32 protein-coding genes, 1 pseudogene and 1 riboswitch are annotated in these 24,704 nt (G+C 40.0%); of the genes and pseudogenes, 17 read left to right on the forward strand and 16 right to left on the reverse strand.

Annotation, left to right across the window (positions count from 1 at the left end; genetic code table 11):
- Nucleotides 1-89: 89 nt before the first annotated feature.
- The 5 genes and pseudogenes from thrS to ACRQ5D_RS23270 all read left to right on the forward strand — a co-directional run bounded on the left by thrS (nucleotide 90) and on the right by ACRQ5D_RS23270 (nucleotide 4,236).
- On the forward strand, nucleotides 90-2,015 hold the full coding sequence (gene thrS / locus ACRQ5D_RS23250; RefSeq protein ID WP_091164716.1) for a threonine--tRNA ligase: 1,926 nt from the start codon (nucleotides 90-92) through the stop codon (nucleotides 2,013-2,015).
- Between the two features lies 1 nt (nucleotide 2,016).
- A pseudogene (gene infC, locus ACRQ5D_RS23255) lies at nucleotides 2,017-2,582 on the forward strand (translation initiation factor IF-3).
- An 81-nt stretch (nucleotides 2,583-2,663) separates the two neighbouring features.
- Nucleotides 2,664-2,864, forward strand: a complete 201-nt coding sequence (gene rpmI, locus ACRQ5D_RS23260; protein WP_090525627.1) for a 50S ribosomal protein L35 — start codon at nucleotides 2,664-2,666, stop codon at nucleotides 2,862-2,864.
- An 81-nt stretch (nucleotides 2,865-2,945) separates the two neighbouring features.
- The gene (rplT, locus tag ACRQ5D_RS23265) at nucleotides 2,946-3,290 is read left to right on the forward strand and encodes a 50S ribosomal protein L20 (protein WP_022829871.1); all 345 of its coding nucleotides are present in this window, start codon (nucleotides 2,946-2,948) and stop codon (nucleotides 3,288-3,290) included.
- A gap of 58 nt (nucleotides 3,291-3,348) precedes the next feature.
- Nucleotides 3,349-4,236: an acyltransferase family protein gene (locus ACRQ5D_RS23270; RefSeq protein WP_432326761.1), complete on the forward strand. Its 888-nt coding sequence runs from the start codon at nucleotides 3,349-3,351 to the stop codon at nucleotides 4,234-4,236.
- A 275-nt stretch (nucleotides 4,237-4,511) separates the two neighbouring features.
- Here ACRQ5D_RS23270 and ACRQ5D_RS23275 read toward each other — a convergent pair whose 3' ends face one another.
- The 4 genes from ACRQ5D_RS23275 to ACRQ5D_RS23290 form a co-directional block, all read right to left on the reverse strand.
- Nucleotides 4,512-4,775, reverse strand: coding sequence for a hypothetical protein (locus ACRQ5D_RS23275; RefSeq protein ID WP_432326763.1), 264 nt, complete (start codon nucleotides 4,773-4,775; stop codon nucleotides 4,512-4,514).
- A 47-nt stretch (nucleotides 4,776-4,822) separates the two neighbouring features.
- The gene (locus tag ACRQ5D_RS23280) at nucleotides 4,823-4,960 is read right to left on the reverse strand and encodes an SRPBCC family protein (protein ID WP_432326764.1); all 138 of its coding nucleotides are present in this window, start codon (nucleotides 4,958-4,960) and stop codon (nucleotides 4,823-4,825) included.
- Entirely contained in the window at nucleotides 4,953-5,246 is a 294-nt protein-coding gene (locus tag ACRQ5D_RS23285; protein WP_432326766.1) for a hypothetical protein, read from the reverse strand. The genes ACRQ5D_RS23280 and ACRQ5D_RS23285 overlap by 8 nt, the downstream gene beginning before the upstream one ends.
- Nucleotides 5,247-5,311: 65 nt before the next feature.
- Nucleotides 5,312-6,502, reverse strand: coding sequence for a serine hydrolase (locus ACRQ5D_RS23290; RefSeq protein ID WP_432326768.1), 1,191 nt, complete (start codon nucleotides 6,500-6,502; stop codon nucleotides 5,312-5,314).
- A riboswitch (cobalamin riboswitch) is annotated at nucleotides 6,476-6,668 on the forward strand. (Overlaps the previous gene by 27 nt.)
- A gap of 146 nt (nucleotides 6,669-6,814) precedes the next feature.
- Here ACRQ5D_RS23290 and ACRQ5D_RS23295 point away from each other — a divergent pair.
- The 5 genes from ACRQ5D_RS23295 to ACRQ5D_RS23315 all read left to right on the forward strand — a co-directional run bounded on the left by ACRQ5D_RS23295 (nucleotide 6,815) and on the right by ACRQ5D_RS23315 (nucleotide 10,904).
- A complete protein-coding gene (locus ACRQ5D_RS23295) occupies nucleotides 6,815-7,294 on the forward strand; it encodes a TonB-dependent receptor (RefSeq protein WP_432326770.1) in 480 nt (159 codons plus the stop codon).
- Nucleotides 7,291-8,739 carry a TonB-dependent receptor plug domain-containing protein gene (locus ACRQ5D_RS23300; RefSeq protein WP_431200561.1) on the forward strand — a complete coding sequence of 483 codons (1,449 nt, stop codon included), beginning with the start codon at nucleotides 7,291-7,293 and terminating at the stop codon, nucleotides 8,737-8,739. The genes ACRQ5D_RS23295 and ACRQ5D_RS23300 overlap by 4 nt, the downstream gene beginning before the upstream one ends.
- A 51-nt stretch (nucleotides 8,740-8,790) precedes the next feature.
- On the forward strand, nucleotides 8,791-9,363 hold the full coding sequence (locus ACRQ5D_RS23305; RefSeq protein WP_091164698.1) for a DUF6580 family putative transport protein: 573 nt from the start codon (nucleotides 8,791-8,793) through the stop codon (nucleotides 9,361-9,363).
- A gap of 85 nt (nucleotides 9,364-9,448) precedes the next feature.
- Nucleotides 9,449-10,135 carry an SIR2 family NAD-dependent protein deacylase gene (locus ACRQ5D_RS23310; RefSeq protein WP_091164694.1) on the forward strand — a complete coding sequence of 229 codons (687 nt, stop codon included), beginning with the start codon at nucleotides 9,449-9,451 and terminating at the stop codon, nucleotides 10,133-10,135.
- A 55-nt stretch (nucleotides 10,136-10,190) separates the two neighbouring features.
- A complete protein-coding gene (locus ACRQ5D_RS23315; protein WP_091164690.1) occupies nucleotides 10,191-10,904 on the forward strand; it encodes a diphthine--ammonia ligase in 714 nt (237 codons plus the stop codon).
- 226 nt (nucleotides 10,905-11,130) lie between these two features.
- On the opposite strand, the gene ACRQ5D_RS23320 is transcribed toward ACRQ5D_RS23315, so the two are convergent.
- The 3 genes from ACRQ5D_RS23320 to ACRQ5D_RS23330 are packed head-to-tail and all read right to left on the reverse strand — an operon-like array spanning nucleotide 11,131 to nucleotide 12,140.
- A complete protein-coding gene (locus ACRQ5D_RS23320; protein ID WP_091164687.1) occupies nucleotides 11,131-11,379 on the reverse strand; it encodes a hypothetical protein in 249 nt (82 codons plus the stop codon).
- 7 nt (nucleotides 11,380-11,386) lie between these two features.
- A complete protein-coding gene (locus ACRQ5D_RS23325) occupies nucleotides 11,387-11,881 on the reverse strand; it encodes a DUF3291 domain-containing protein (RefSeq protein ID WP_432326773.1) in 495 nt (164 codons plus the stop codon).
- The gene (locus ACRQ5D_RS23330; RefSeq protein WP_432326775.1) at nucleotides 11,823-12,140 is read right to left on the reverse strand and encodes a hypothetical protein; all 318 of its coding nucleotides are present in this window, start codon (nucleotides 12,138-12,140) and stop codon (nucleotides 11,823-11,825) included. Before ACRQ5D_RS23330 ends, ACRQ5D_RS23325 begins: the two co-directional genes overlap by 59 nt.
- Before the next feature lie 23 nt (nucleotides 12,141-12,163).
- Here ACRQ5D_RS23330 and ACRQ5D_RS23335 point away from each other — a divergent pair, with 23 nt between their 5' ends.
- Genes ACRQ5D_RS23335 through ACRQ5D_RS23365 form a run of 7 tightly spaced genes read left to right on the forward strand, consistent with a single transcriptional unit; the run spans nucleotide 12,164 to nucleotide 16,971 of the window.
- A complete protein-coding gene (locus ACRQ5D_RS23335) occupies nucleotides 12,164-12,640 on the forward strand; it encodes a GAF domain-containing protein (protein WP_091164677.1) in 477 nt (158 codons plus the stop codon).
- Nucleotides 12,640-13,290: an alpha/beta hydrolase gene (locus tag ACRQ5D_RS23340; RefSeq protein ID WP_091164673.1), complete on the forward strand. Its 651-nt coding sequence runs from the start codon at nucleotides 12,640-12,642 to the stop codon at nucleotides 13,288-13,290. The genes ACRQ5D_RS23335 and ACRQ5D_RS23340 overlap by 1 nt, the downstream gene beginning before the upstream one ends.
- Complete coding sequence (locus ACRQ5D_RS23345) at nucleotides 13,287-13,886, forward strand: DNA-3-methyladenine glycosylase (RefSeq protein WP_431200562.1); 600 nt, start codon at nucleotides 13,287-13,289, stop codon at nucleotides 13,884-13,886. The genes ACRQ5D_RS23340 and ACRQ5D_RS23345 overlap by 4 nt, the downstream gene beginning before the upstream one ends.
- Nucleotides 13,887-13,911: 25 nt before the next feature.
- Nucleotides 13,912-15,195, forward strand: coding sequence for a kynureninase (gene kynU, locus ACRQ5D_RS23350; RefSeq protein ID WP_091164662.1), 1,284 nt, complete (start codon nucleotides 13,912-13,914; stop codon nucleotides 15,193-15,195).
- Nucleotides 15,196-15,209: 14 nt separating this feature from the next.
- Nucleotides 15,210-15,593, forward strand: a complete 384-nt coding sequence (locus ACRQ5D_RS23355; RefSeq protein ID WP_432326778.1) for a bestrophin family ion channel — start codon at nucleotides 15,210-15,212, stop codon at nucleotides 15,591-15,593.
- An 8-nt stretch (nucleotides 15,594-15,601) separates the two neighbouring features.
- Nucleotides 15,602-16,063, forward strand: a complete 462-nt coding sequence (locus tag ACRQ5D_RS23360; RefSeq protein ID WP_432326780.1) for a bestrophin family ion channel — start codon at nucleotides 15,602-15,604, stop codon at nucleotides 16,061-16,063.
- 5 nt (nucleotides 16,064-16,068) lie between these two features.
- Entirely contained in the window at nucleotides 16,069-16,971 is a 903-nt protein-coding gene (locus tag ACRQ5D_RS23365) for a histone deacetylase family protein (protein ID WP_091164656.1), read from the forward strand.
- Here the strand turns inward: ACRQ5D_RS23365 and ACRQ5D_RS23370 are convergent.
- The 9 genes from ACRQ5D_RS23370 to ACRQ5D_RS23410 all read right to left on the reverse strand — a co-directional run bounded on the left by ACRQ5D_RS23370 (nucleotide 16,968) and on the right by ACRQ5D_RS23410 (nucleotide 24,280).
- Nucleotides 16,968-18,350: an MATE family efflux transporter gene (locus ACRQ5D_RS23370; protein WP_091164653.1), complete on the reverse strand. Its 1,383-nt coding sequence runs from the start codon at nucleotides 18,348-18,350 to the stop codon at nucleotides 16,968-16,970. The genes ACRQ5D_RS23365 and ACRQ5D_RS23370 overlap by 4 nt on opposite strands.
- A gap of 52 nt (nucleotides 18,351-18,402) precedes the next feature.
- A complete protein-coding gene (locus tag ACRQ5D_RS23375) occupies nucleotides 18,403-18,639 on the reverse strand; it encodes a hypothetical protein (RefSeq protein ID WP_431200563.1) in 237 nt (78 codons plus the stop codon).
- A gap of 104 nt (nucleotides 18,640-18,743) precedes the next feature.
- The gene (locus tag ACRQ5D_RS23380) at nucleotides 18,744-19,034 is read right to left on the reverse strand and encodes an AlbA family DNA-binding domain-containing protein (protein WP_431200564.1); all 291 of its coding nucleotides are present in this window, start codon (nucleotides 19,032-19,034) and stop codon (nucleotides 18,744-18,746) included.
- Between the two features lie 13 nt (nucleotides 19,035-19,047).
- A complete protein-coding gene (locus ACRQ5D_RS23385; protein ID WP_431200851.1) occupies nucleotides 19,048-19,458 on the reverse strand; it encodes a GNAT family N-acetyltransferase in 411 nt (136 codons plus the stop codon).
- Nucleotides 19,459-19,514: 56 nt separating this feature from the next.
- On the reverse strand, nucleotides 19,515-19,991 hold the full coding sequence (locus ACRQ5D_RS23390) for a DUF4442 domain-containing protein (protein WP_091164644.1): 477 nt from the start codon (nucleotides 19,989-19,991) through the stop codon (nucleotides 19,515-19,517).
- Nucleotides 19,992-20,436: 445 nt separating this feature from the next.
- On the reverse strand, nucleotides 20,437-21,231 hold the full coding sequence (locus ACRQ5D_RS23395) for an SDR family NAD(P)-dependent oxidoreductase (protein ID WP_091164639.1): 795 nt from the start codon (nucleotides 21,229-21,231) through the stop codon (nucleotides 20,437-20,439).
- Nucleotides 21,232-21,339: 108 nt separating this feature from the next.
- A complete protein-coding gene (locus tag ACRQ5D_RS23400; protein WP_243770767.1) occupies nucleotides 21,340-22,089 on the reverse strand; it encodes a phytanoyl-CoA dioxygenase family protein in 750 nt (249 codons plus the stop codon).
- Between the two features lie 295 nt (nucleotides 22,090-22,384).
- A complete protein-coding gene (locus ACRQ5D_RS23405; RefSeq protein WP_432326784.1) occupies nucleotides 22,385-23,071 on the reverse strand; it encodes a hypothetical protein in 687 nt (228 codons plus the stop codon).
- 348 nt (nucleotides 23,072-23,419) lie between these two features.
- Nucleotides 23,420-24,280 (reverse strand): glycosyltransferase family 2 protein, encoded by an 861-nt coding sequence (locus ACRQ5D_RS23410; RefSeq protein ID WP_091164634.1) that lies wholly within the window; start codon nucleotides 24,278-24,280, stop codon nucleotides 23,420-23,422.
- Nucleotides 24,281-24,704 lie beyond the last annotated feature (424 nt).

Below are 24,704 nucleotides of genomic sequence, written 5' to 3' on the forward strand. Positions count from 1 at the left end.
AAATTCTATTTTTGTACCCACAAAATGAGGGTCACTTTGTAGGTGACCGTTTAAACGTAATTTTATAAAACTTTAAATCATAGTTGTAGATGATTAACATTACACTTCCCGATGGATCCGTTCGTCAGTATGACAAAGGGATCTCTTCCATGCAAATCGCCCAGTCGATTTCTGAAGGCTTAGCGCGTAACGTATTAGCAGCCGAAGTTGACGGCCAGGTTTGGGACGCAAGTCGCCCCATTGAGCAGGATGCCCATGTTAAATTATTAACCTGGAATGATGCCGATGGCAAGTCAACTTTCTGGCATTCATCGGCCCACTTAATGGCCGAAGCTTTGGAAGCCCTTTATCCGGGTACTAAATTTGGTATCGGTCCGGCTATTGAAACAGGTTTTTATTACGATGTTGACTTTGGCGACAAGGTTTTATCTTCTGACGAGTTTAAGCAGATAGAGGATAAAATGATTGAACTTGCTAAAACTAAAGAGGAGTACATCCGCAAACCGGTGAGCAAGGCTGATGCTATTGAGTATTTCACAGAAAAAGGCGATGAGTACAAGCTTGACCTGATCAAAGACCTGCCTGATGGCGCTATTACTTTTTATTCGCAAGGTAATTTTACCGACTTGTGCCGCGGGCCTCACATCCCTAACACAGGTTTTATAAAAGCGGTTAAGCTGATGAGCCTTGCCGGTGCATACTGGCGTGGTGATGAAACCCGTAAGCAGTTAACCCGTATTTACGGCGTTACTTTCCCTAAAGCCAGCGAGCTTACCGAATATCTGCACATGATCGAAGAAGCTAAAAAGCGCGATCACCGCAAACTGGGTAAGGAACTGGAGCTGTTCGCCTTTTCTGAAAAAGTAGGCATGGGCTTGCCATTGTGGTTACCTAAAGGAACTGCATTGCGCGAACGCCTTGTGAACTTTTTACAAAAAGCACAGGTAAAGGCAGGTTATGAGCAAGTGATCACTCCGCATATCGGTCATAAAAACCTGTATGTAACATCAGGTCACTACGAAAAATATGGTGCTGATTCATTTCAGCCGATAAAGACCCCGCAGGAAGGAGAGGAGTTTTTCTTAAAGCCGATGAACTGCCCTCACCACTGCGAGATCTATAAAACAAAACCGCGTTCATACAAAGATCTGCCGGTTCGTTTTGCTGAATTTGGTACTGTGTATCGTTATGAGCAAAGTGGTGAGTTGCATGGTTTAACCCGTGTGCGTGGCTTTACACAGGATGATGCCCACTTGTTTTGCCGTCCGGACCAGGTAAAGGATGAGTTTAAAAAAGTAATTGACCTTGTATTGTATGTATTTAAAGCTTTGGGCTTTGAAAACTACACTGCGCAGGTGTCGTTACGTGATCCTGAAAACAGGGCAAAATACATTGGCACAGATGAAAACTGGGCCCTGGCAGAAAGCGCTATCATTGAGGCTGCAGCCGAAAAAGGATTGACTACAGTTGTGGAATTAGGTGAGGCTGCGTTTTATGGCCCTAAGCTTGATTTTATGGTGAAGGATGCCCTTGGCCGTAAATGGCAATTGGGCACTATCCAGGTTGATTATAACCTGCCCGAGCGTTTTGAGCTGGAATACACTGGAAGCGATAACCAAAAACACCGCCCGGTAATGATCCACAGGGCTCCGTTTGGTTCGATGGAACGCTTTATAGCGGTATTAATTGAGCATTGCGCCGGTAATTTCCCGCTGTGGTTATCGCCCGAGCAGTTCATTATACTCCCCATATCAGAAAAATATGAAGAATATGCAAAAAAAGTTTCTGATATATTAAAAGATTCCGATATTTGCGGGCTAATCGACTTCAGGGACGAGAAAATAGGCAGAAAGATACGAGATGCTGAAGTCAAAAAAATCCCTTACATGCTGGTTGTGGGCGAAAAAGAAGCTGCCGAAGGCTTGGTTTCTGTACGTAAACACGGTACCGGTGATTTGGGAAGTATGAGCATAGAAGATTTTAAAGAACAAATAATTAAAGAAATAACAGTATAACTTGGCATTAAACAAACCTTTCAATAGAGGACCAAGGCTTCCTTTTAAGAAAAAGAAGCCGAACATAACATAAACCAATTCATTAGGGCTCAGGAAGTTCGCCTTGTAGGTGATAACGTTGAGCAGGGAGTTTACTCATTAAGAGATGCCCTTGCAATAGCGCAGGAGCAGGAATTGGATTTGGTTGAAATATCTCCTAATGCCGTACCGCCGGTTTGTAAAGTAACTGATTACAATAAGTTTATTTACGAGCAAAAGAAAAAGCTTAAAGAGATAAAAAGCAATGCCAAGCAAACGGTTATCAAAGAAATCCGTTTCGGACCTAACACTGATGACCATGACTTTGAGTTTAAATTAAAGCATGCCATTAAGTTTTTGGAAGCTGGCGAAAAGGTAAGGGCTTACGTACACTTTAAAGGTCGTGCAATTGTTTACAAAGAACAAGGCGAGATCTTACTACTTCGCTTTGCCCAGGCATTAGAAGAAGTTGGTAAAGTGGAGCAGTTACCAAAGCTTGAAGGAAAAAGGATGTTTTTAACCCTTGCACCAAAGGCAGCTAAAAAGTAATTAAATAACCTCGGTCTCAAGATCGGGGTTTGAAAATAAAACGTTGAGAAACGTTAATATCTAACACAAATAAATAGAGTTATGCCAAAAATGAAAACCAATTCCAGTGCTAAAAAGCGCTTTAAGCTTACTGGAACAGGTAAAATCGCAAGAAAAAACGCATACAAAAGCCACATCTTAACTAAGATGTCGACAAAACGTAAGCGTGCCCTTGGTCAAACCAGCTTAGTATCTGATGCCGACATGGGTAACGTAAAACGTATGCTTTGTATCGGAAAGTAATTCACAAATTTTAAAACCAGGTATTAGAGTTTTAAGTCCGGCACACGAGATGCAGGCACTCACTACCAAAAAACACACAAGATGCCACGTTCAGTTAACGCAGTAGCGTCGAGAAGACGCAGGAAAAGGATCATGAACCTCGCCAAAGGTTATTGGGGTTCACGTAGCAAGGTATACACCATTGCAAAAAACACAGTTGAAAAAGGTTTACAATACGCTTATCGCGACCGTAAAACCAAAAAGAGAGAATTCAGGGCTTTATGGATCCAACGTATTAACGCAGGTGCCCGTCAGCACGGAATTTCTTACTCTCAGTTAATGGGTAAATTAGCCGCTAAAGAAATCGGTTTAAACCGTAAAGTATTGGCCGACTTAGCAATGAACAACCCAGACGCTTTCAAAGCAGTTGTTGATGCAGTAAAATAATATCGCATTGTAATGCATGAGAGAGGCCGCAATTTGCGGCCTTTTTTGTTTTAATTATTTGAGTATCTATTTTTACGGTATGACATCACACAAGGAGGGACAGCCTGTCTTATCCAGCTTATTGCGCAGTAACTATTATTACTCCTTAAATGGATTTCGCGGCATTTCAATTATCCTGGTTGTATTTTACCACCTTCAGTTATCTGATAATCATTTTTATACTACAATATTCAATGGTGGGTTGGGGGTAAACATTTTCTTTGTAATAAGTGGTTTTTTAATTACGAGCCTATGTTTAAAAGAAAAAGAAGTAACAGGTGGCTTATCGCTAAAAAAATTTTATATCAGGCGTTTTTTGCGAATATTTCCTTTAGCCTACTTATATATTGGAGTGGTGTTTTTATTAAACCATTTCTACAGTTTAAACATTTCCTGGATTCAATTTTTTGGCTCTGCATTATATCTAATGAATTTTAGCTATTTCCGCAGCCATGATTTCACTTATTACTTCAGTCACTATTGGTCATTATCGGTTGAAGAACAATTTTATCTCCTTTTTCCTTTTATTTTAAAGATCAACAGAACTGCATTTTATTATATCATTATCAGCATTGTATTCACATTGCCGCTATTGTGTACAGTGCAACAGTTTGTTCCCGTTTTGAATCGTGGCATTATTTACGGTTTTACTCACTATTTTATAAAGTTTCAATCAATTGGTGTCGGCTGTTTTTTTGCGTTGATGGCGTCCAAAGAAACTTTGAAGGTAATTTGGCTCAAACAAACAAAGGTAGCCGGCAATATTTTGGCTATAATATTAATGTTTGGATTACACTTTGACAGAATTTTATACCTTAAAATCACTGTACGTAAACCTGGCGATTTCGGTAATTACTGGCTATTTAATTTTAAGCAATATCATACCCGCAAACGATTGGATTTTTAAGGTGTTAAACAATAAATTTCTGTCATTTATTGGTATTCTATCGTATGGCATATACATATGGCAGCAGTTATTTACTGGCCGGGATAGTAAAATGCTATTAAGCATATTTCCTTACAATGTATTGAGTTTGATTACTGTCCCTTTATTATCGTATTATCTTTATGAACGGCGTTTTCTAAAACTCAAATCAAAATTCACCCGTAAATGATGCTATTGTTGTGAGATATAAAGGCGCTCGCATTACCTGAGCGCCCTGGGGTAAAGGTGTTATTTTTTTATTTGACGACAATTACTTCAACAAACTCATCCGGATCGTTATTGATATCCATATACTGTTTAAAGTTCTGAATATCTTTATCAACCATATTTTTGAATACCGGGTTTAGTATTTTGGCTATGCCTGCGCCTACACCGCCTGCCGGGGGCTGATAACTGATCACCACATCAACAATGGTACCTTGTCCGTCAACCGTATCCTGAAAACGAATTTTACCCGCATTATTAATCATCGAATCAGACAGCGAACTCCAGCCGATCACTTCATTAGGTTCGTCATGGACAATTTCGGCATGCCAGCTGATTGTAGCTACATTTTGGGAAGCTTCAAAACCCAGTGTGAATATTTAGAGTCGATGACCTCCACACTTTCCAGGTGTTTCATAAAAAGGGGCAGGTTATCCAGCTTGCGCCAAAATTCATAAACCTTTTGCCGGGGTTTATTCACAATAAACGACGAGACGAATATTTACGTTTATGGGATTGGTGGATAGTTTACCAATACGTTTGTAAAGCTCACAATGCCCTGTGATGCCCCTGTTTAACAGGTAGCCACCTGCGCCTATCTTAACAATGCTTGCAAACGGGTTCTTGAAAATGTTTTTAAAGCCAGAAAAGCCGAGTTTCATGCCTCCCGCTATAGACGTAAAACGCTCGGGCCAATTCAGATTTATACGGTCGTCGCCGTAAAGCACGGGGTAGTTGTCGGTATATTTTACTATTGTAGTTGCCATAGGTTTTTAAATAGTTGTCGTTTTTAAAACACCCTTTGCGCTACTAAGTTTTCCCGAAGTGAATTTTATTGCTTTTGACTATAGTTAAATTTAAATTTAGTTAAATCGGGTAGATGCTTTTTGGGACGTTTTAACTCATATTGATATATTACCTGGCCAAGGTTTTTCAGGAAAGGCAGGCATACAGTGGCGTACTCATATTTATTATCATTCAGTACGCCATCTTCGTTTGACTGTACAACAGCACTGAGTATAAACTCTACCTTATTTTTGAAATCTACGATATAGGCATTATCAATATCATAACCATAACTGTCGCCAACTTTATTGAAAATCCTGATATCATCCGCAGTTAAATTGAAGCGTTGTTTTTGAGGAAAAGTTTCCGGAAATAACAATCTTTTAAGTACCATCTGCTGATCGGCGAGGGCATAAACGTTCTTTTCAGAAAAGTCAAGCGGTTTATTCACAAGCCGGTCGCTGCTATCTAAGTAGGCTTTGCCCTGAAGCATGTTTTCCAGGTTCATGGGATAGTTTGAAGCATCATATAGTGTAGGCTTGTGATAAACCAATTTATCGTCGTTGTAAAAATTGATAGGGTTGGTGTGCTGGGTACTTTCTCCCGCATCGCCAATAGCCAGCCTGCCTACAATACGAGTGTTATTAAGGTGATATTTTTTTAGTTTTTGATTGATCTCCGCCCGGCCAACAAATTCGTACAGGCGGTTGTACGCATCGTTATCGCTCACCAGTAAGATTTTTTTAATGTAGTTTTCAATAGATGGGAGACCTGTTGCAGATGATGTGTCCACACGTACCTTGGTTTGGCCGGCAAATGAACTATCTGTAATCATCACCGACTTGGGGTTTAAACCTTGCACCTTCAGCTCATTCAACTTTTCAAGGGCAAATATGGCTGCAGGGAGTTTTACTGTGCTTGCTGGATAAAAATAATGATGCGCATTAACGCGATAACTGTATGAGGTAAAGTGAGGAATATTGTTTCTATCCCTGTCTATCCGGGTGTATAGTATCTGTACTTCATTTTGTGTGGGGTGGTTTAGGATACCTGAAAATAATTCAGGATGTTCATGTAATAAGCCCTTCAGAAAAACGGTATCGGGTTGTTGGGCAAAACCGTTAAGTGTGCTCATGATCAGCAGTAAAATACAGAGATATTTCATCATGATAAATATAGTTATGTAATTTGAGGTTAACGGATACTTATTGTACTTTTGCAGCGCTTTAGGTTTCATTATTTGCTTAATGAATTAAAAGGGAATACGGTGTAAATCCGTAACTGTCCCGCAGCTGTAAGTTCCATAACCGTTGCCAAATCTATAAAGTCACTTTCTGTAAACAGGGGGAAGGCCAGGCAAAAGGGGAGCAAGTCAGAAGACCTGCCAAGGCGTTATATGTTATTCATAGCTTTCGGGGATTGAAGCTTGAATGTGAATGCTCTTCGTTTGGCGTGTTTTCATTTTATTCATTTCCGTGTATGCTATTAAGGCTGCATTATTATTTTACACATATCAATCATACATGGAAAAAAGTACGCTAAAATTACTTTGGGATTCGGTTTGTTAGCTGTTGGTTTATCTACCTCAGCAGCATATGCACAGGATACCACACGCACACTCAATACGGTAGTAGTAACTGCAAGCCGTTCGCCTAAAAAACTGTCAGACATTGGCCGCGTTGTTACAATAATCTCTGCAGATAAAATCAATAAATCGCAGGGTAAATCATTACCTCAATTATTAAATACGGTTGCCGGTATAACTTTTTCAGGTGCAAATAATGCCCCCGGTATCAGCACATCGGTTTTCCTACGCGGAGCTTCAACTGGCAATACCCTTATCCTGGTTGATGGCTTCCCGGTAAATAACGCATCCGGTATAGACGGCAGCTATGATCTTAATGCCCTTTCGGTGGATTTGATAGATCATATCGAGATTTTGAAAGGAAGTGGTTCAACGCTTTATGGTTCTGATGCTGTAGCAGGCGTTATTAATATCATCACAAAAAAGCTAAACAACAGGGATTGACCGGTGGTTTGCAGTTAACAGGCGGCAGCTATAATACGTTTAAAGAGTCGGCCTCATTAATTGGACAGGTGAAAAATACAGGCATAGCCATTAACCTGTCAAATACCGATTCAAAAGGCTTTGCCGCGGCTACAGATACCACTGGCAAAGGCGATTTTAAGAAAGATGGTTTTCACCAACGTTCGGCCAGTGTGAACCTGAGCCAAAATGTCTCATCTAAATTTATTCTTAATGGAAACCTGCAGGTAAGCCACAACACCGGCGACCTGCCTTATGGTGCTTTTACTAATGATAACGATTACACGTATAAAAACACATTTTTATTTGGTGGCGTAGGTGCAAAACTGATTTTGCCTAAAGGTAACCTCAACGTGAACCTGTCGCAAAATACGGTTCAAAATGATTTCACCAACCTTCCGTCTGACAATGGCGGAACCCACCAGGTTACAAAAAATACAGGACGTATAACCAATGCCGAAGCTGTGTTTAATTATGAATTGAATAAGTATTTTGATATTACCAGCGGCGCGGCCTTTAAATACAGCAACACAAGCCAGTACAGCTTGTATGAGTCGACAGCTTATCCGGGTGTGCCAAGCATTATTAAAGCCGGCGATGCTGCTAATAACATCTTCAGCGCTTATACATCGTTGTTTTTTAAATACGATATCTTTCATATGGAGTTAGGCGGCAGGTACAATAACCATAGCAAATATGGCGATAAGTTTACCTACACCATCAATCCATCTTTATACCTTGCCGATCAGTTTAAAGTTTTCGGTACAATAGCTTCAGCGTTCAGGTCGCCTTCGCTATATCAGTTGTTTTCGCAATATGGCAATCCTAAATTAAATCCCGAGATTACCACATCATACGAAGCAGGTTTTGATTGGGAAATTGTTAAAAATACATTGTCATTCAATACGCAGTTTTTCAAGCGTAATACTAAAGATGTAATTTACTTTTTCTCTGAATCGCAGCCGCCGTACGCTTCTTTCTATAAAAACGGTCAAGAGCAAAAAGATAAAGGCTTTGAAACTGAGTTAAAATATCGCGACAGCAAAATACATGCATCTGCGTATTACGCTTATGTAACAGGTAAACTTACCGATGAAGCCGGAGTTCAAACCAGTAACCTTTACCGCAGGCCTAAGAGCACTTTTGGGGCCAATATCAGCTATGATGTTTTAAGTGATTTCGAGGTAGGCGTTAACTACAAATATACAGGTAGCCGTACCGATCAGGATTTTTCAACTTATCCTTCACGTGTGATCACGTTGAAACATTATAACCTGGTAGATTTGCATCTGGAATACAAGGCAACTAAAAATTTAAATGTTTTTGGTGACTTGAACAACGTTTTGGATACTAAGTACGTAGACTGGTTAGGATATAACACACGCGGTATCAACTTCATGCTTGGCGCCAGGTATCAAATTAAATAGCGTTTGCTTATTATTCGGATTATTAAGTAATTTTACGCCATATATAAAATCATGACCGCAAAAGATAACACCAACCGCAACCTGTTCCTGATCCTGATGATCCTGGTTGCTGCCGCATTCAGGCTTTTAGCATTTAAGTATAAAGAATTGAGTAATTTCAATCCGGTAGGTGCTATTGCATTATTTGGCGGTGCTTATTTTACCTCAAAGTGGAAAGGTTATGCAACAGTGTTGCTTACGCTGTTTTCAACCGATATCATAATCAATTACCTGTATACTTCAAAGTTAACTTTATGGTATGGTGGAGCAGTCTGGGTTTACCTATGCTTTGCATTCATGGTACTTGTTGGTACTATGCTTGAAAGGGTAAATGTTGTTAGTGTGCTTTTAGGCTCAATCGCTACAGTTTTGATTCACTGGTTAATTACTGATCTGCCATGGTTATATGGTACAGCTTATCCGCATACTTTGGCTGGGTATGGCGAGTCATTGGTCAAGGCAATTCCGTTTGAGAAAAATATGGCATTGGGTACATTAGTATTTAGTGCAATACTTTTTGGCGGCTTTGAGTTGGCGAAAAATAAGTACACTTTTTTGCAGGACAAAAAGCAATTGGCTTTATAATATAAAAGCATTTAAATTTAAAGCGGATTGTTGAAAAACGATCCGCTTTTTTTATGGCCTAACCAGCCTTTCTACTTAAATCAAAATGAAAAACATAGTAATATTGACCGGAGCTGGTATCAGTGCTGAAAGTGGCTTAAAAACATTCAGGGACAGCGATGGCCTTTGGGAGGGTTACAATATTGAAGATGTAGCCACACCCGAAGCCTGGGAACATAACCCGGTTAGGGTGCAGCAATTTTATAACGAGCGCCGTAAATCTGTATTGGAAGCAAAACCTAATGCGGCCCACTATGCACTTGCTGCGCTCGAAGAAAAGTATACGGTAACCATCATTACTCAAAATATAGATGACCTGCATGAAAGGGCTGGATCAACTAATGTGGTGCATTTGCACGGTATTATTACCCGTTCGCAATCAAGCGTAAAACCCGAGCTTACTTACCCTATTGACGGCTGGGAAATTAAAATGGGCGAGCTTTGTGAATTAGGCTCGCAATTGCGTGCACATGTAGTGTGGTTTGGCGAGCCTGTGCCAATGATAGAACATGCAGCTGCGATATGTGTAGGGGCTGATGTATTTATGCTTGTCGGTTCGTCCCTTGCTGTTTATCCGGCCGCAGGACTTATCGGCTATGTAGATCGTGAGGTGCCGAAATATATCATCGATCCCAATATCCCTTCGGTAAATGTTAAAGGGCCTGTAATTAAAATCCAGGAAAAAGCTACAGTTGGTGTGCCGGCCCTCGTAAATGAATTGCTGAAAGATTAAAATCATTAATTCATTAATTCTCTAATTCAATAATTAAATAATTAAATAATTAAATATGAAGTGTATCTTCAATTGGAGCGGCGGTAAAGACAGCGCCCTCGCTTTATATCATTGCCTGCAAAATCCGGATCTTGAAATCGCCTATCTTGTAACTACGATCAATGATGCAGCCGACAGGATTTCCATGCATGGTGTAAGGACGGAATTACTGACTAAACAAGCAGAAGCTATCGGCATTCCATTATATCAGATCCGCCTGCCCGAAATGCCGGGCATGCAGGAATATGACGATGTAATGCGATACCATTTAAACCGGTTTAAAAATGAAGGTGTAACCCATTCCGTTTTTGGAGATATATTTTTGCAGGACCTAAAAGATTACCGCGATGCACGGTTAAGCGAGGTTGGGCTCAGAGGTATTTACCCCTTATGGAAAAGGGATACCTCCGAATTGATAAATGAATTTTTGAACCTCGGTTTCGGAACTGTGATAGCCTGTACCCAGCAACGTTTGGAACGCATTGTTGGTAAAGAGATCAGCCGCGAGTTAATTGATGCGTTGCCTGACGATGTTGACGTTTGCGGCGAAAACGGGGAGTTCCACACCTTCACTTTTAAAGGGCCAATATTTAAAAACCCAATTGAATACAAAACAGGTGTGAAAATTTTTAAGGAATACGCCGCGCCGAAAAACGCCAATGATTCCTGCGTTTCTGCTACCGATACCAAACCTTCCGGTTTTTGGTATTGCGACCTGTTATTGGCTTGACCTTTCATTTATTCCATTAAAATCAACGCAGAATAAAATTTTGTTTTATATTATAAAATATTAATTATCAATATATTAAGTTTGTTTTATTAAATATATTATTTATATATGGTGTGAAATAAAGACAAGCATAATTTAAAAAGACTTTATTTTGCCAAATTAAATTCTGTTTAGAATAATACTTGTTTGTAAAAATCTGATTATCAACAGTATTAATGACCTTATTTCAATAGTTGTATCTAAAATAAGCGTCTTTATAATCGTTACGCATGTCGATAAATCGGGCAGCTATCTTTTTTAAAAACTCTTCATCAAGCAACTCAAAAACACTGTTAACCCCCTCGGTTAAATCCATTTCCGGGATCTTGTAACTCTGCTCAAGGGAACCCTGCTCTACCTTTACAATAAACTTATTGTTCATATTCAGGATAGAGATTTTAAAATCGGGATGGGGAAGTTCTGCAATAATTCTCATGTCTGTTTTATTTATTCAATAAACCGTTCAGCGGATCTTTTCCGTAAATGGTGCCAAAGCTCGCGATTGGTTTAAACCGCGCAAAAAGCTCTTCGCTATACCAGCCTTCGCTTCTTGTCTTTTTAATTACTTCGGCATGTTCGGGGCTTTTATATGCAAAAGCTTTGACGTGTTCCAGGCTTTCCCAAACAGAAAATGTAGCTTGTCTGTATACCGGAGCTTCGCCAACGCCAAATGAATTTATATATCCGGGAGCGGATGTCATTATGTTTGCAACGGTATCTACATTAGCCCAGAAATTCTTTAACCTGCTAAGTTTGATTGTTGCGCGTGTGAGTACGGCGACTGGGCCATTAATGTCGCTTGCATCGGGCTTGCCGAATGGCTCTTTTCCATCCCAACTCCCGTGGCTTTGCAGGGGCTGACAAATCATAGTCCAGCTTTCAGTACCTAACAGCTTCCACCAGGATGGGACGAGACGACCTGTTATAAAATGCGTCAAAATTTTCCCTGCTATCCCAGCAAGCCAACAAGCCCCATTGTTGCCAGTCGGGTTCAAGGTCAAATGTTCCGTTTTTTCCAGAGCCAAGAAGTTTGTAAAAACTGCATCCTTTTTGCATCAATAGGGGAAGGCGATGAATAGCCATAGCCAACAGGGCAAAAGGAACAAACAGTTTGCGGTAGCGGATTATAGTAAGGCTAACTATCATGTAAATGCTAAATAAAAGATTAAATATGATATTTGCCTTATTTAGTTTCAACGTGGCATCCTTACTTTTACATCATGGCAGAAGATCTAACAATAAATACATCGACCGATAAAGCAGAGCAATACGCAACACTTGTCCCTCAAGTAGAAGCGTTACTTTATGGCGAACCTGACCTCGTTGCTAATATGGCAAACGTAGCGGCAGCCTTAAAAGAGCAGTTTAAATGGTTTTGGGTAGGTTTTTACCTGGTTAAAGAAAACGAATTGGTTTTAGGGCCATTTCAAGGGCCGGTTGCGTGTACCCGTATTGGCTTGGGGAAAGGTGTTTGCGGTACCGCTTGGCAGCAGGCTAAAACTTTGATTGTGCCGGATGTTGATGCATTTCCTGGGCATATTGCCTGTAGCTCACTTTCCCGCTCGGAAATTGTAGTGCCGGTATTTAAAGATAACGAAGTTGTAGCAGTGCTGGATGTGGATAGCGAATTACTTGATCAGTTTAATGAAACCGATGCGCAATATCTTGAACAAATAGTAAAGCTTATTAATTTTTAATGAGCAGGATCTATCTTATTGCCGGTCTCGGTGCTGATACGCGTGTTTACAACAATATTAACCTCAGTGATGAGCATGAGGTAATTACGGTAGACTGGATAGAACCGGCTTTTGTTGATACTTTAACTTCATACTCACAAAAGCTTATTTATCAATACAATATTAAATCAAACTCAGTACTGATCGGCAACTCCTTAGGCGGGATTGTCGCTGTTGAAATAGCGAAGCTCATCCCTGCCGAAAAGGTTATTTTGATTTCCAGTATTAAAACCAGTGATGAGGCGCCATGGTATTTTAAACTCTTTCACGCGCTGCCTGTTTACAAACTTGTCCCGCGAAAAGTATTTAATTTGATGGGTTTTATGATCAAACCTTTGTTTGGTCACATGAGTCAGGAGGATGCCTGGTTATTTAGCAATATGCTCAAAAGATCATCGCCGGTATTTATGAAATGGGCTATGTATGCCATTTTACACTGGAAGAACGAAGTTATCCCGCCAAACCTCTATCACATCACCGGTGATATGGATTTGGTGTTTGATTACAAAAGAATAAAAAACGCCACCATTGTTAAAGGAGGTACACATATCATGATCTTTGACAAGGCAAAAGAGATTAACAAATTATTGAAGGGGATCCTGAAAAAATGAAAATACCTGAAAGTTATTACCTGGGTAACGATGTTGTAAGTATCAGTAAAGATCTGTTAGGTAAGTATTTATTTACTTGCATTGATGGTATAACAACAGGAGGATATATTGTTGAAACAGAAGCTTATAACGGTGTAATAGATAAAGCTTCTCACGCTTTTGGTAATCGACTTACCCCCGGACTAAAACCATGTTCATGCAGGGGGATTGCATATGTTTATCTCTGTTATGGTATTCATGAAATGTTTAATATCGTTACCTCAAGCGATGGGCATCCGCAGGCAATTCTTATCCGGGCTATTCAGCCTACCGAAGGAATTGAAGCAATGCAGGTACGGCGCAACATGCCGGTTCTTAAGCCAACCATAACTGCCGGGCCCGGTTCGGTAGCCAGAGCTTTAGGCATTTCGCGCATTATCAATGCGTTTAGTTTGCAGGGCGATACGATCTGGCTTGAAGACCGAGGCCTTCACTTTCCGGATAATCAGATAAAAACCGGCCCACGAATAGGAGTGGCTTACGCTGCTGAAGATGCCTTGCTGCCTTATCGTTTCTATGTAAAAGGCAATATTTACGTGAGCAAGCCCAACAAATAAGCTTCCTATTTTGTATTATTGGCGAATGAACTATCAAAACGATCTGGCGTTTGCCCGGCGGCAGGATGAGCAGGATTCATTAAAAAATTTCCGAAGTCGTTTTTTAATTCCCCAGCACAATGGTGAAGACGCGGTTTACCTTTGCGGTAACTCGCTTGGCTTGCAACCGGTTTCCGCGCAACAATATTTAGCCGATCAATTAAACACCTGGAAAAACCTTGCTGTTGAAGGTTGGTTTCAGGGAGATGATCCCTGGCTTGATTATCACAAATCTATTACCGGCTCAATTGCCGGCCTTGTAGGCGCGCAGGAAAATGAAGTTACCATAATGAACTCACTTACAGTAAATCTTCATTTATTGATGGTAAGTTTTTATAAACCAGATAATAAGCGTTTTAAAATTCTCATGGAGGGAGGGGCTTTCCCTTCTGATCAATATGCAATGGAAAGCCAGGTGAGATTCCACGGTCTCGATCCTAAGGATACAATAATTGAGATTTTCCCGCGGGACGGGGAAGTTACATTACGTACCGAAGATATCCTCAAAACTATCGATGAAAATAAAGAAGAGCTTGCTTTAGTGTTGTTTGGTGGGATCAATTACTACACCGGGCAGTTTTTTGATCTGAAAGCAATTACGGATGCTACCCACGCCGCAGGCGCCTATGCCGGTTTTGACCTGGCCCATGCTGCGGGGAATGTTCCCTTGCAGTTGCACGATTGGGGCGCTGATTTTGCCTGCTGGTGTTCGTACAAATACATGAACTCCGGACCGGGCGGTATAAGCGGCATTTTTGTGCATGAAAAACATTTTGCCGATAAGGAATTGAACAGATTTGCGGGTTGGTGGGGATATCGTCGTGATAAGCAGTTTTTGATGGCCCCGGGCTTTGACCCGGAAGTTGGGGCAGCCGGCTGGCAGATAAGCACCAGTCCAATTCCGCTCCTCGCTTTATTTAAAGCTTCTATGGCTATTTTTGATGATGCGGGCGGGTTAGATACCCTTCGTCAAAAAAGCATTCATTTAACGGGATATTTGGAGTTTTTGATTCAGGGCATTAATAAAGAGCAGGGTGAAGTGATCTATAAGATCATCACACCCGCCGATCCAGTTGCCCGCGGCTGCCAGCTTTCGGTGGTATGTAAACGAAATGCCAAAGCTATTTTCAACTACCTTGCGCAAAATGGCGTAATAGGAGACTGGCGCGAACCGGACGTGATCCGCCTGAGCCCTGTACCGCTTTACAATACATTTGAGGATGTTTACCAAGCAGCCAGGTTGATGGCTGATGCATTAAAAGCTGTTTAAATTTTCAGAGTTATATGGTTTATTACAATCCCAAAGAGTGGTTTTCATTCATTTTTAAAATAAACAAGGCCGAAACGCTGCGCGAGTTATTTCCACTTATGCTTGCCGTAGGTGCATATGCAGGTGTTGTTACTTATTTCCTGATTGATTTCTGGCAGCTACCCGATACAAGCATACTTAAGAAGGTAATTTTTATTCATCAAACAATAGGTTTTGTATTCTCCTTATTACTGGCATTTCGTATCAACTCTGCTTATGACCGCTGGTGGGAAGGGCGTAAGATCTGGGGAAGCCTGGTTAACAATAGCCGCAATCTCGCTATTAAATTAAAACACCTTATTGGTGAAGATGAACTGGCTTTTTCAATTACGCTATTCCCCGTTATGCAAGGGCCCTGAGAGATCATTTGCGAGATGAATATATTCCGGAGGAGCAGTCGTTCATCAGTGTCGATGCACAAAAACATGTACCCAACCAGGTAGCTTCTGAAATGATTAAAAACATTTACAGGTTAAATAAAGAAGGCGCTATCAACCCGGAGCAGTTGTTTAGCATAACAGCTGAAATTACTTCTTTTACAGATATTTGCGGTGCATGTGAACGAATTAAGAAAACGCCTATTCCGTTTTCGTATAATGTTTTTATCAAGAAATTTATTTTTACGTATATCATGACCCTGCCGTTTACCTGGGCCTTTGATCTCAAATATTTTATTATTCCGATAATCTGCTTTGTACTTTTTGTTTTTGCGAGTATTGAGTTATTAGCTGAAGAAATTGAGGATCCTTTTGGTCGGGATGCTAATGATTTACCGTTGGATAGCATTTGCGACAATATTCAAAAACATGTTGGAGAGTTGATAGGATAGAAGGTATGCTCAAAATAGCTTACGATCCGATATATGCCCATCCGCTGCCCGAAGGGCATCGCTTTCCTATGCTGAAGTATGAACTGATCCCGGGCCAGTTATTATATGAAGGCGTGATAGGCAGGAATAATCTGTTTTCGCCGGGGCTGCTGGAAGAAAATATCATTACCCGTACCCATGATGAAAATTACTGGCACCAGCTTCGAGACCTCACGCTTTCACCGAAGGAACAACGCCGCACGGGTTTTCCTTTATCGGCGCAATTGGTTGAACGGGAGATCAGGATAGCAAAAGGCACAATTGATGGCTGCCGGTACGCTTTTGACGATGGTGTCGCGTTCAATGTTGCAGGCGGTACACATCATGCAGGCAGTAACTGGGGCGAAGGTTTCTGCTTGTTAAATGACCAAGCTATTGCAGCTAATTATTTATTGGACAATAAATTAGCTACATCTATTTTAATAATTGATTTAGATGTGCATCAAGGCAACGGCACAGCTGAGATCTTTAAAAATGAGTTCAGGGTATTCACTTTCTCAATGCATGGGGCTAACAATTTCCCATACAGAAAGGAGTACTCTGATCTGGATATCCCTTTACAAGACGGCGTAAGTGATGGCGAGTTTCTCGACATACTTAAAACAACGCTGCCGCGATTGGTTGAGCAACATAAGCCCGATTTTATCTTTTACCTTTCCGGTGTTGATATTTTGGCTACTGATAAGCTGGGTAAGCTTGCATTAAGTAAAGACGCATGTAAAGCCCGCGATCAGTTTGTTTTTGAACAATGCATCAAACACAATGTCCCGGTGCAGGTAAGTATGGGAGGAGGGTATTCACCACAAATTAAAGATATTGTAGAAGCGCACTGTAATACGTTCAAGGCGGCTATCGACCTCTATTTTTAATCCTTTGCTATTACTGGTATTACCGGCTTTTGCTTACGGCTTTTGCTAAGCAGGTTAAACCGTGCAAATAAAAGTACCGAGGCAGTCCCGAGGCCCAGCACAAGGCCATACCAAACCCCATAAACCCCAAGGTTTAATTTAATACCAAGCAGGTAACCAACAGGCAAACCAATTATCCAGTACGCCAGAAAAGTAATAACGGTTGGGATATTTACATCGCCCATGCCCCTTAGTACACCAAGCCCAACAACCTGTGCGCCATCAAACAGCTGGAAAAATGCTGCAATTATAAGTAACTGTGATGCAATAGTTATTACTTCTTTATCCGAAGTAATAATCCATGGTAAAAGATGCCTGCCTAAAGCAAATACTACCGCTGTAAACGTCATGAAAAGCAATACAATGTGATAATTGGATATAGCCGCAAGCCTTAAATTACGATGATCGCTTACACCAAAATAGTTACCCGATTTAATTGCTGCAGCCGCACCAATGCCGCTTGCCATCATATAAGTCATGGATGCCATAGTTATAGTAACCTGGTGTGCAGCCTGCGCAACTACGCCGATGGTGCCAACCAATAATGCAGCGCCGCCAAAGGCGCTGATCTCAAATGTGTACTGCATTGCCACAGGCGCACCGATTTTCATGATCTGGATACCTCGAAGCCTATCGATATTCTTAATGGCAAAATCTGTTAAATAAGTTTTAAAATTTTTTGAACGGAAAACATAGATACCCATAACAGTTGCCATTAAGCAACGATCAATCAGTGTACTGTAGCCAACACTTCTGATACCCATTGGTTGGATGCCAAACAGGCCCTTAACAAAAATTATCCCGAACAAAATATTAATAAGGTTACCCCATATAGATATCATCATAGCTTGCTTGGTGAAACCCAACCCTTCTGCAAATTGCTTAAACGTATTAAAAATAAGCAGGGGTATTAGGGACAAGCTAAGCAAAAATAAATATGGCTTAGCCTCTTTTACAACCGCTGGCGACTGGTCAAGATGGCCGATAAGTAACATGGTGCCAAAGTAAATTCCGCAAAACAGGATAATTCCGCTCAGCATATTCAGGAATAAACTATTGGATAATAACAGACCGCATTCTTTATGATTTTTTCGGCCATTATTTTGGGCGATAAGTGGCGTTAAACCATAAGATATCCCCATACCAATCACCAGCGGAACCATGAACAGACTGTTTACGGTTGATACCGCGGCCAAAGAAACAGTGCCCGCAAAATGCCCCACAATGATGGTATCAGACATTTGAACGAGCGTATGCCCTACGTTTGATATAATTACCGGGATAGCCAACTTAAGGCTTTCAAGATAATAAGGTTTGTATTTTTGGTAAACGGCTCTCATAATTACTCAGACAACAGGAGCGTAAAAGTAACCATTCGGGTACACACAAAAGTCAGCAGGCTGTATAATATTCTTCCTTTTCGGTTGTGTTGATTTTGATCAGGCCTGATAATATCAGGTCAACAAGTACATTCTGAGCACGCCGGCGCCCAACTTTAAGCAGTTCACTGCATTCTTTTATGGTAATGCGGCCAGCTTTTTCCAAATGGCCAAGCAAGGTACTTTCGTTTTCAGAATACTCAATTAAAACACCCTGATCATTTGACGAACGTTTTAAAACTTCCAGCACAATTTTACTGGCTAATACGCTTTTATCTTTAACGCGTACGTAAGCCCACCATTTACCATCCTCGGCGAGAGCATAATGAGGCTTTAGCTCGCTTGAGGTTATCTCTACAACGAGTACCAGTTTATCATCAAAATATACCTCTTCAAAAACAGGTTCAAGCGCCGGCCTCGAAAAAAATGAGCTGCCTTTGTTATCATGTACCTTTCCTCATCGTCTGATTTTACACCTTTTATTGTGCCGTCATCAGTAACCCCAATAAGTAATTTACCACCTTTGTTGTTAGCGAATGATACCATTGTCCGGGCTATTTTTTCGCAACTGGTTATCGTTTTTTTAAAATCGACAGTAACGCCTTCACCTTCAAAAATCAGCTTCTTAACGTTTGTTTTGTTCATAGCCTTTCGATTATTATTGGGGCTTAATATATGGTGTAAAAATTTCCATCCAAGTTTCAGGGCGTGAGATGGGTGAAAAGCCAAACTGGCTGTATAAGTTGTGTGCGTCCTTTGTAGCTAAAGACCACCTTCTTAAGCCTTTCAGGTCGGGATGCTTGACAATGGTTTGTACCAGCCATTTGGAAAGGCCTATGCCTCGGTAGCCGGGTAAAATAAATACGTCGCAGATATAGGCAAACGTAGCATTATCAGAAACAACGCGCGCAAAACCCACCTGCTCATTCTTGAGATAGATACCAAAACACATGGAGTTTTCAATTGCCCTGGCTAATTTTTGACGCGGGATGCCTTTTGCCCAGTACGATTCATTATTCAGATAATCATAAATAACATCAACGTTAAGTAGGTTTTTATCGGTTGAGATTTTGAAGCCTTTTTTTCAAACGCTTCGTCATTCATAATTACAGTCATCAGTATAAGTTATATTGTAGTATCAGTAAAGTTTAAGTTTCGAACATATACCTCAATCATGAGGGATACGCATATTTCGCCATCTTTATTGTAAATGTCAATAGGGAACGAGCGAATAAATTTCCCAGCTGTATTTAAAACATGCTCTGCTTCGGCTATATCACTGTCTGATAGCTCGATATCAAAAAATAAATTTGTTGCTGCCGGCCTTGCGTATTTTACCGTTGCCGATTTCGACCAAACAGTAAGTTTATAACCTTTATGGCTAAATATTTGATAAAACAGGATAGGGTAAAAGGGATCTGCGGCCGAGAAAAGCGTGCCGCCAAAAATTGAGTTATTGTAGTTTTTATTAAGAAAACTCTTCCTGACTTTTACCTTTACACCGCGATAGCCTTTGCTGAATTTAACTACCCAGATACGCTGGAAAAGGAGAGGAGGGTAGAAGCGCATTACCCACTTTAATAATCCTTCGGATACCACCATAGCGCTTAAAGATCAGAAAAAATTAAACAATAAGTGGCAAATGTGAATCAAACAGGCGTATGTTTAAAAATAAAAAGATAATAAAATCCAGAATTACCGGTAAACAATACGGTTAAAGCTTCGTTAATAGTATGGTTCATCATAAATTGATCATTTAATCAAAAGCAAATAACTATGAAAAAGCAATTTTTAAGTTTTGCACTTGTCGCGGCAATGATCGGCGCTATTGCAACCAGCTGTAGCTCGGAAAAAAGCAGGCGATGGCTCTGACAGTACAAAAATGGATTCAACAAGTCAAAGTGCACCTGCACCGGCGGCTACTGACACAGCTAAGACCGACACGAGCAAAAAAGACACTACAAAACATTAGAAATTTAAAACGCATAAAAAATCCCGGTCAGGCGTAATACCTGGCCGGGATTTTTTATGCGTTTTCCCTTAAGTTTTAGAATGCTGTTTTTATAACCCCGCCATCAGCGCGTAAAGTTGCGCCATTAGTTGCTGCCGATAGCGGACTGGCAATATAGGTAACCATGTTTGCAATTTCCTCTGTAGTAATAAAGCGTTTTATTAATGAAGTGCCACGCACATTAGTAAAAAAATCTTTTTCTACCTCAGTATTACTCAAACCCTGATCTTTCGCCAAAGCCTCAATAAAATCGCCCACACCTTCAGATAAAGTTGGCCCGGGCAAAACAGTATTTACAGTGACACCTGTGCTTTTAGTAAGTTCAGCCAAACCACGTGCAACTGCAATTTGAGCAGTTTTGGTTGTACCATAATGGATCATTTCTTCGGGGATCTGATATGCAGATTCACTGGAGATAAATATAATACGGCCCCAATTTTTACTGATCATTTTATCAAAATAGGCTCTTGACAACCTTACCCCGCTTAGTACATTGACCTCAAAAAACTTCAGCCAGTCGGCATCAGTAATTTCGGTAAATGGTTTAGGTTCAAAAATGCCTACGTTGTTTACCAAAATATCAACTTCCGGCAGTTGCGCTGTTAGCGCTCCAACTTGCGCAATATTTGAAAAATCAGCAGCAATGCCTTTAATTTTATGGTTACCGGTTTCGGTAATCAGCTTTTTTACAACTTCGTCAACCTTGGTTTGGTTTCGGCCATTTACATATACCGTGGCGCCCTCGTTGGCTAATGATTTTGCAATAGCATAGCCAATTCCGGCTGTTGATCCGGTTACAAGAGCTGTTTTATCATTAAGTTTAAGATCCATGATTTAAATTTTTGTTTTAATAACACAAGTGTAGCCTTGTTGTTAGTTTAAGGCAGATTTTAAAATCAAAGATTAAATAGCATTGACAATAGATGCCAAATTTTGAATTTAGCCCTGACCGGGCTGGTACATTCTTTTTTCAACAGGCTGATAATATTCGTTTAAGTTTTCCGGCACCCGGGATTTATAACCCAAAACTTGCCTAAGGTCATCACTTAATCCTTCGCCAAATTCATATCCCAAAAATCTTGGATAATCAAGCTGTTGTTTAAAAAAGGGCTTAGTAAAAGCCATGGTTAATGTCCGCCTTGTTGCATCAGTATAATTTTTACCAGCCGCATGCCACAAATTGGAGTCAAACAAGATAATGCTGCCTCTTTTTGTATTGGCACGATCTGCATTTTTGTAAAAGAAATCACTTTCCGGTTTTTCATCGCTTTTATGCGAGCCTGACAGAAAATAAGTTGATCCGTTTTCAAGAGTAAAATCATCTAATATTATCATCATTTGAATCATTACTTTAAAATCGCCGGTAAAACTTCTTATATCCCGATGGATGTTTTGAACATATGGTTTTTCATCTTTTAAATTGATGACCGCGCCCAGCGAATTTATAATGTAATTTCCTTTTAAGAAATGCATTATCTGATCTGCACAATATTTTCGTTCAAGAAACTTTAGTGAAAATCTTTCCCGTTCAACAAGGTGGTGTAACGTTCCATTCATGTTATCGCCTATGCCATTTGCAATTTGAATTTTACGCCTGATATCGTATGCAGGTATCAATGAATCTGTTATTTCGTCAATGAATTCATTGTCCAGAGCATTTTCATATATAATCCATCCATATTCATCCATTACCCGGTCGAATACGGCAAGGTCAGCATCGGAATAGTTAAACTTATTTTTCATTTCTGTAATTAATTAAGGTTTTCAATTGTGGTGGTTTCTGGTTCAGAGGTAGTTGACTGTGCTTTTCTGTTAGGATGACGATATAATGGAAAGAATTTAATTTCAGGATTGGGATCCACGCCCGATTTTAAAACAAGCTCGTTATATGCAGGCTCATCATTGATATAGCACCAGATCCGATCTTTTACCTGTAAGTTGGAGAAAAGCTTTTTGAAATTAAAAAGTGAGTCTTCCTTTCCACCTACGCCGCCCCCAAGGTGAAAGATCTTTTTCCTAATCTTCTTCCAATCATGCTTATTTCATCTGTTAATAATTTACTCGGAGAGATACTCAGATAATCTGGCGACGTGGCCGAAAGATGATTCCGAACAATGTTATCAGACAATAAAATGAGCGCTCCGCACATAAGGTTAGGCCCATTGTATATTAAAATAAGTTTGTTTTTCATGTACTCTTCATTAAGAAGGTTGATGAAATGCTGAACATCAAAATAATAATTAGATGAGGCATGGAGCCTATCCATATTTTTATAATACATTTCCGCAAAATGTTCAATTTCCTGAATTGTATCTGCCTCTTTAATAACAAAGCCCATTTTTCGCAGGCTTCTTATCTGCCGACCAAGTCTTTTGTCATAGCCATTCCGTTGTTCTTCTTCAGACATTGAAAGATCAACGTACAGCGTTGTGCCGTTATCTTTAATACCTCCAATATTCTCCAACAAATGGTGCTGATTGAGGAACGGATGTAATCTTGAAAAGATACAAATGGCCAATTCTTCTTTCATAAAACCTGTAAATGCAACCTTAAATTTTGTAGTTATTGCGGTTGGCAAGTTTTCAAGGGAGATGTTGGATAGAGGCCCTGAATAACCATACACACAAGTCATATCGAAGTATTCGGAACCTTCAATTTTCCTCTTGATCACAGGTAATGCTATAAAAACTGCATCTTCTTCATAAACAAATAAAAGCGGCTCGCCTTCGTTATTTAAAGAGTGATAATACCAGGTATGAAATCCCTCGTGCGCATATGACCGGTTTATATATCTCGTCCCAATCTTTTCTATTACGTATGGTGAAACTTCGATAGCTCATAAGTGGTTTTAATTACGTATCTAATTATTGATTATATGCCCGAGGGTAGGGCATGGGGTGCTTGTTAGTCAATAATACGAAGCAGTTTATGCCTCAAAAAAATGAAAATACTTATCCACGTACCTCGGTTGGGTACAGGTTGATCACAATACAGCAGGAAGGAAAAACTGGAATAAAGTTTAAAGCAGGTATTTTACAGTATCAAAAGCCTTACGTAACCGAAACCGGCCTAATTCAAATAGTATATATCTTTTAAGATACAACATCAGCAGCATTTTCTTTTGCATTCCGCGATAGCGAAAACGCCTGATGATGAGATTAAAATCACTGATAACCATTTCCATCCGGGCATCATTCCTTATCATGCTCCAAATGCCGCCAACATGATTGCGATAGCAGCTCATAACCTCAGGCATTACATATACTTTGCGCCCGGTGTTGAATGTGGCGAAGATTTTAAAGAATTTATCGGCTGCATAGCAACTCGTATACCATGGCTCCTGAAATAATTCATGTACTTCAGGAATGTTATGATAAACAACAGTTGCTGTTTTAGTTTCTACCTGCCTGCCAACTAATAAATCTTGATAAGTATACTCAAGCGGCACAGGATTTGGCTCGATATTCAGGGTATTATTGTTGATATCAATTACCCTTGTGTAGTGGCAGCAAATAATATATTCCGGGTTATTTTCCAGGAAATTGACTTGCTTTTGCAACTTTTGTGGACTTGTCCAAAAGTCATCTCCGTCACAAAGAGCAATATATTTTCCTTCACATGCTTTGATGGTATTAATTGTATTTAAATGAGCACCGCGGTTTTTTTCCGGGTAAATTATCTTGATTTTATCCGGGTATTTTTCTTTGTATGATCTCAATATTTCAGTTGTGCCGTCGGTTGAATAATCATCGCCAACAACAATCTCGTACCTAAAATTAGTTTCCTGCATCAGGAAACTTTCGATAGCCTGACTAATAAAATCTTTATGATTATAAGTTGTACAGCAAACGCTAACCATCAAGTTCTGATCTGTTATCATATAAAGAGTAAAATTTATTTTTGGAGGTCGTGCAATGCTTCGCCATATGACTCACATTATTTAACCGAAAAAGTCTATTGTGTTAAATAGCTTTAATTTTCAATTGAGTTCGATCAAAAAAATGAATAATTCCGAGCCGGCTAATACAGCATTTTTGCTATGTCAAATATATTTATTCCGCACCCAATAGCAGCTTGCAGCGGCTTATTGACTCTCAAATTGTAAACTACTTTTCATTTAGTTTACATTCATGTGAATGGCTGTAAATATCAGTTGTGCATCCGTGCAATTCGGCATAAGTTTGGGTACTCCAGATCTTAAAAATCGCTCTATAAATAATTCCCATAATTAACATTATGTTAAATAACAATATAAAAAGGAAAGGTCTTTTTCAAGACCCTTCCTTTTTATATTGTTTTATCTA

Origin of the sequence: Mucilaginibacter sp. P25 (assembly GCF_050859465.1) — a bacterium.
In the GTDB taxonomy this organism is placed as follows: Bacteria; Bacteroidota; Bacteroidia; order Sphingobacteriales; family Sphingobacteriaceae; genus Mucilaginibacter; species Mucilaginibacter gossypii.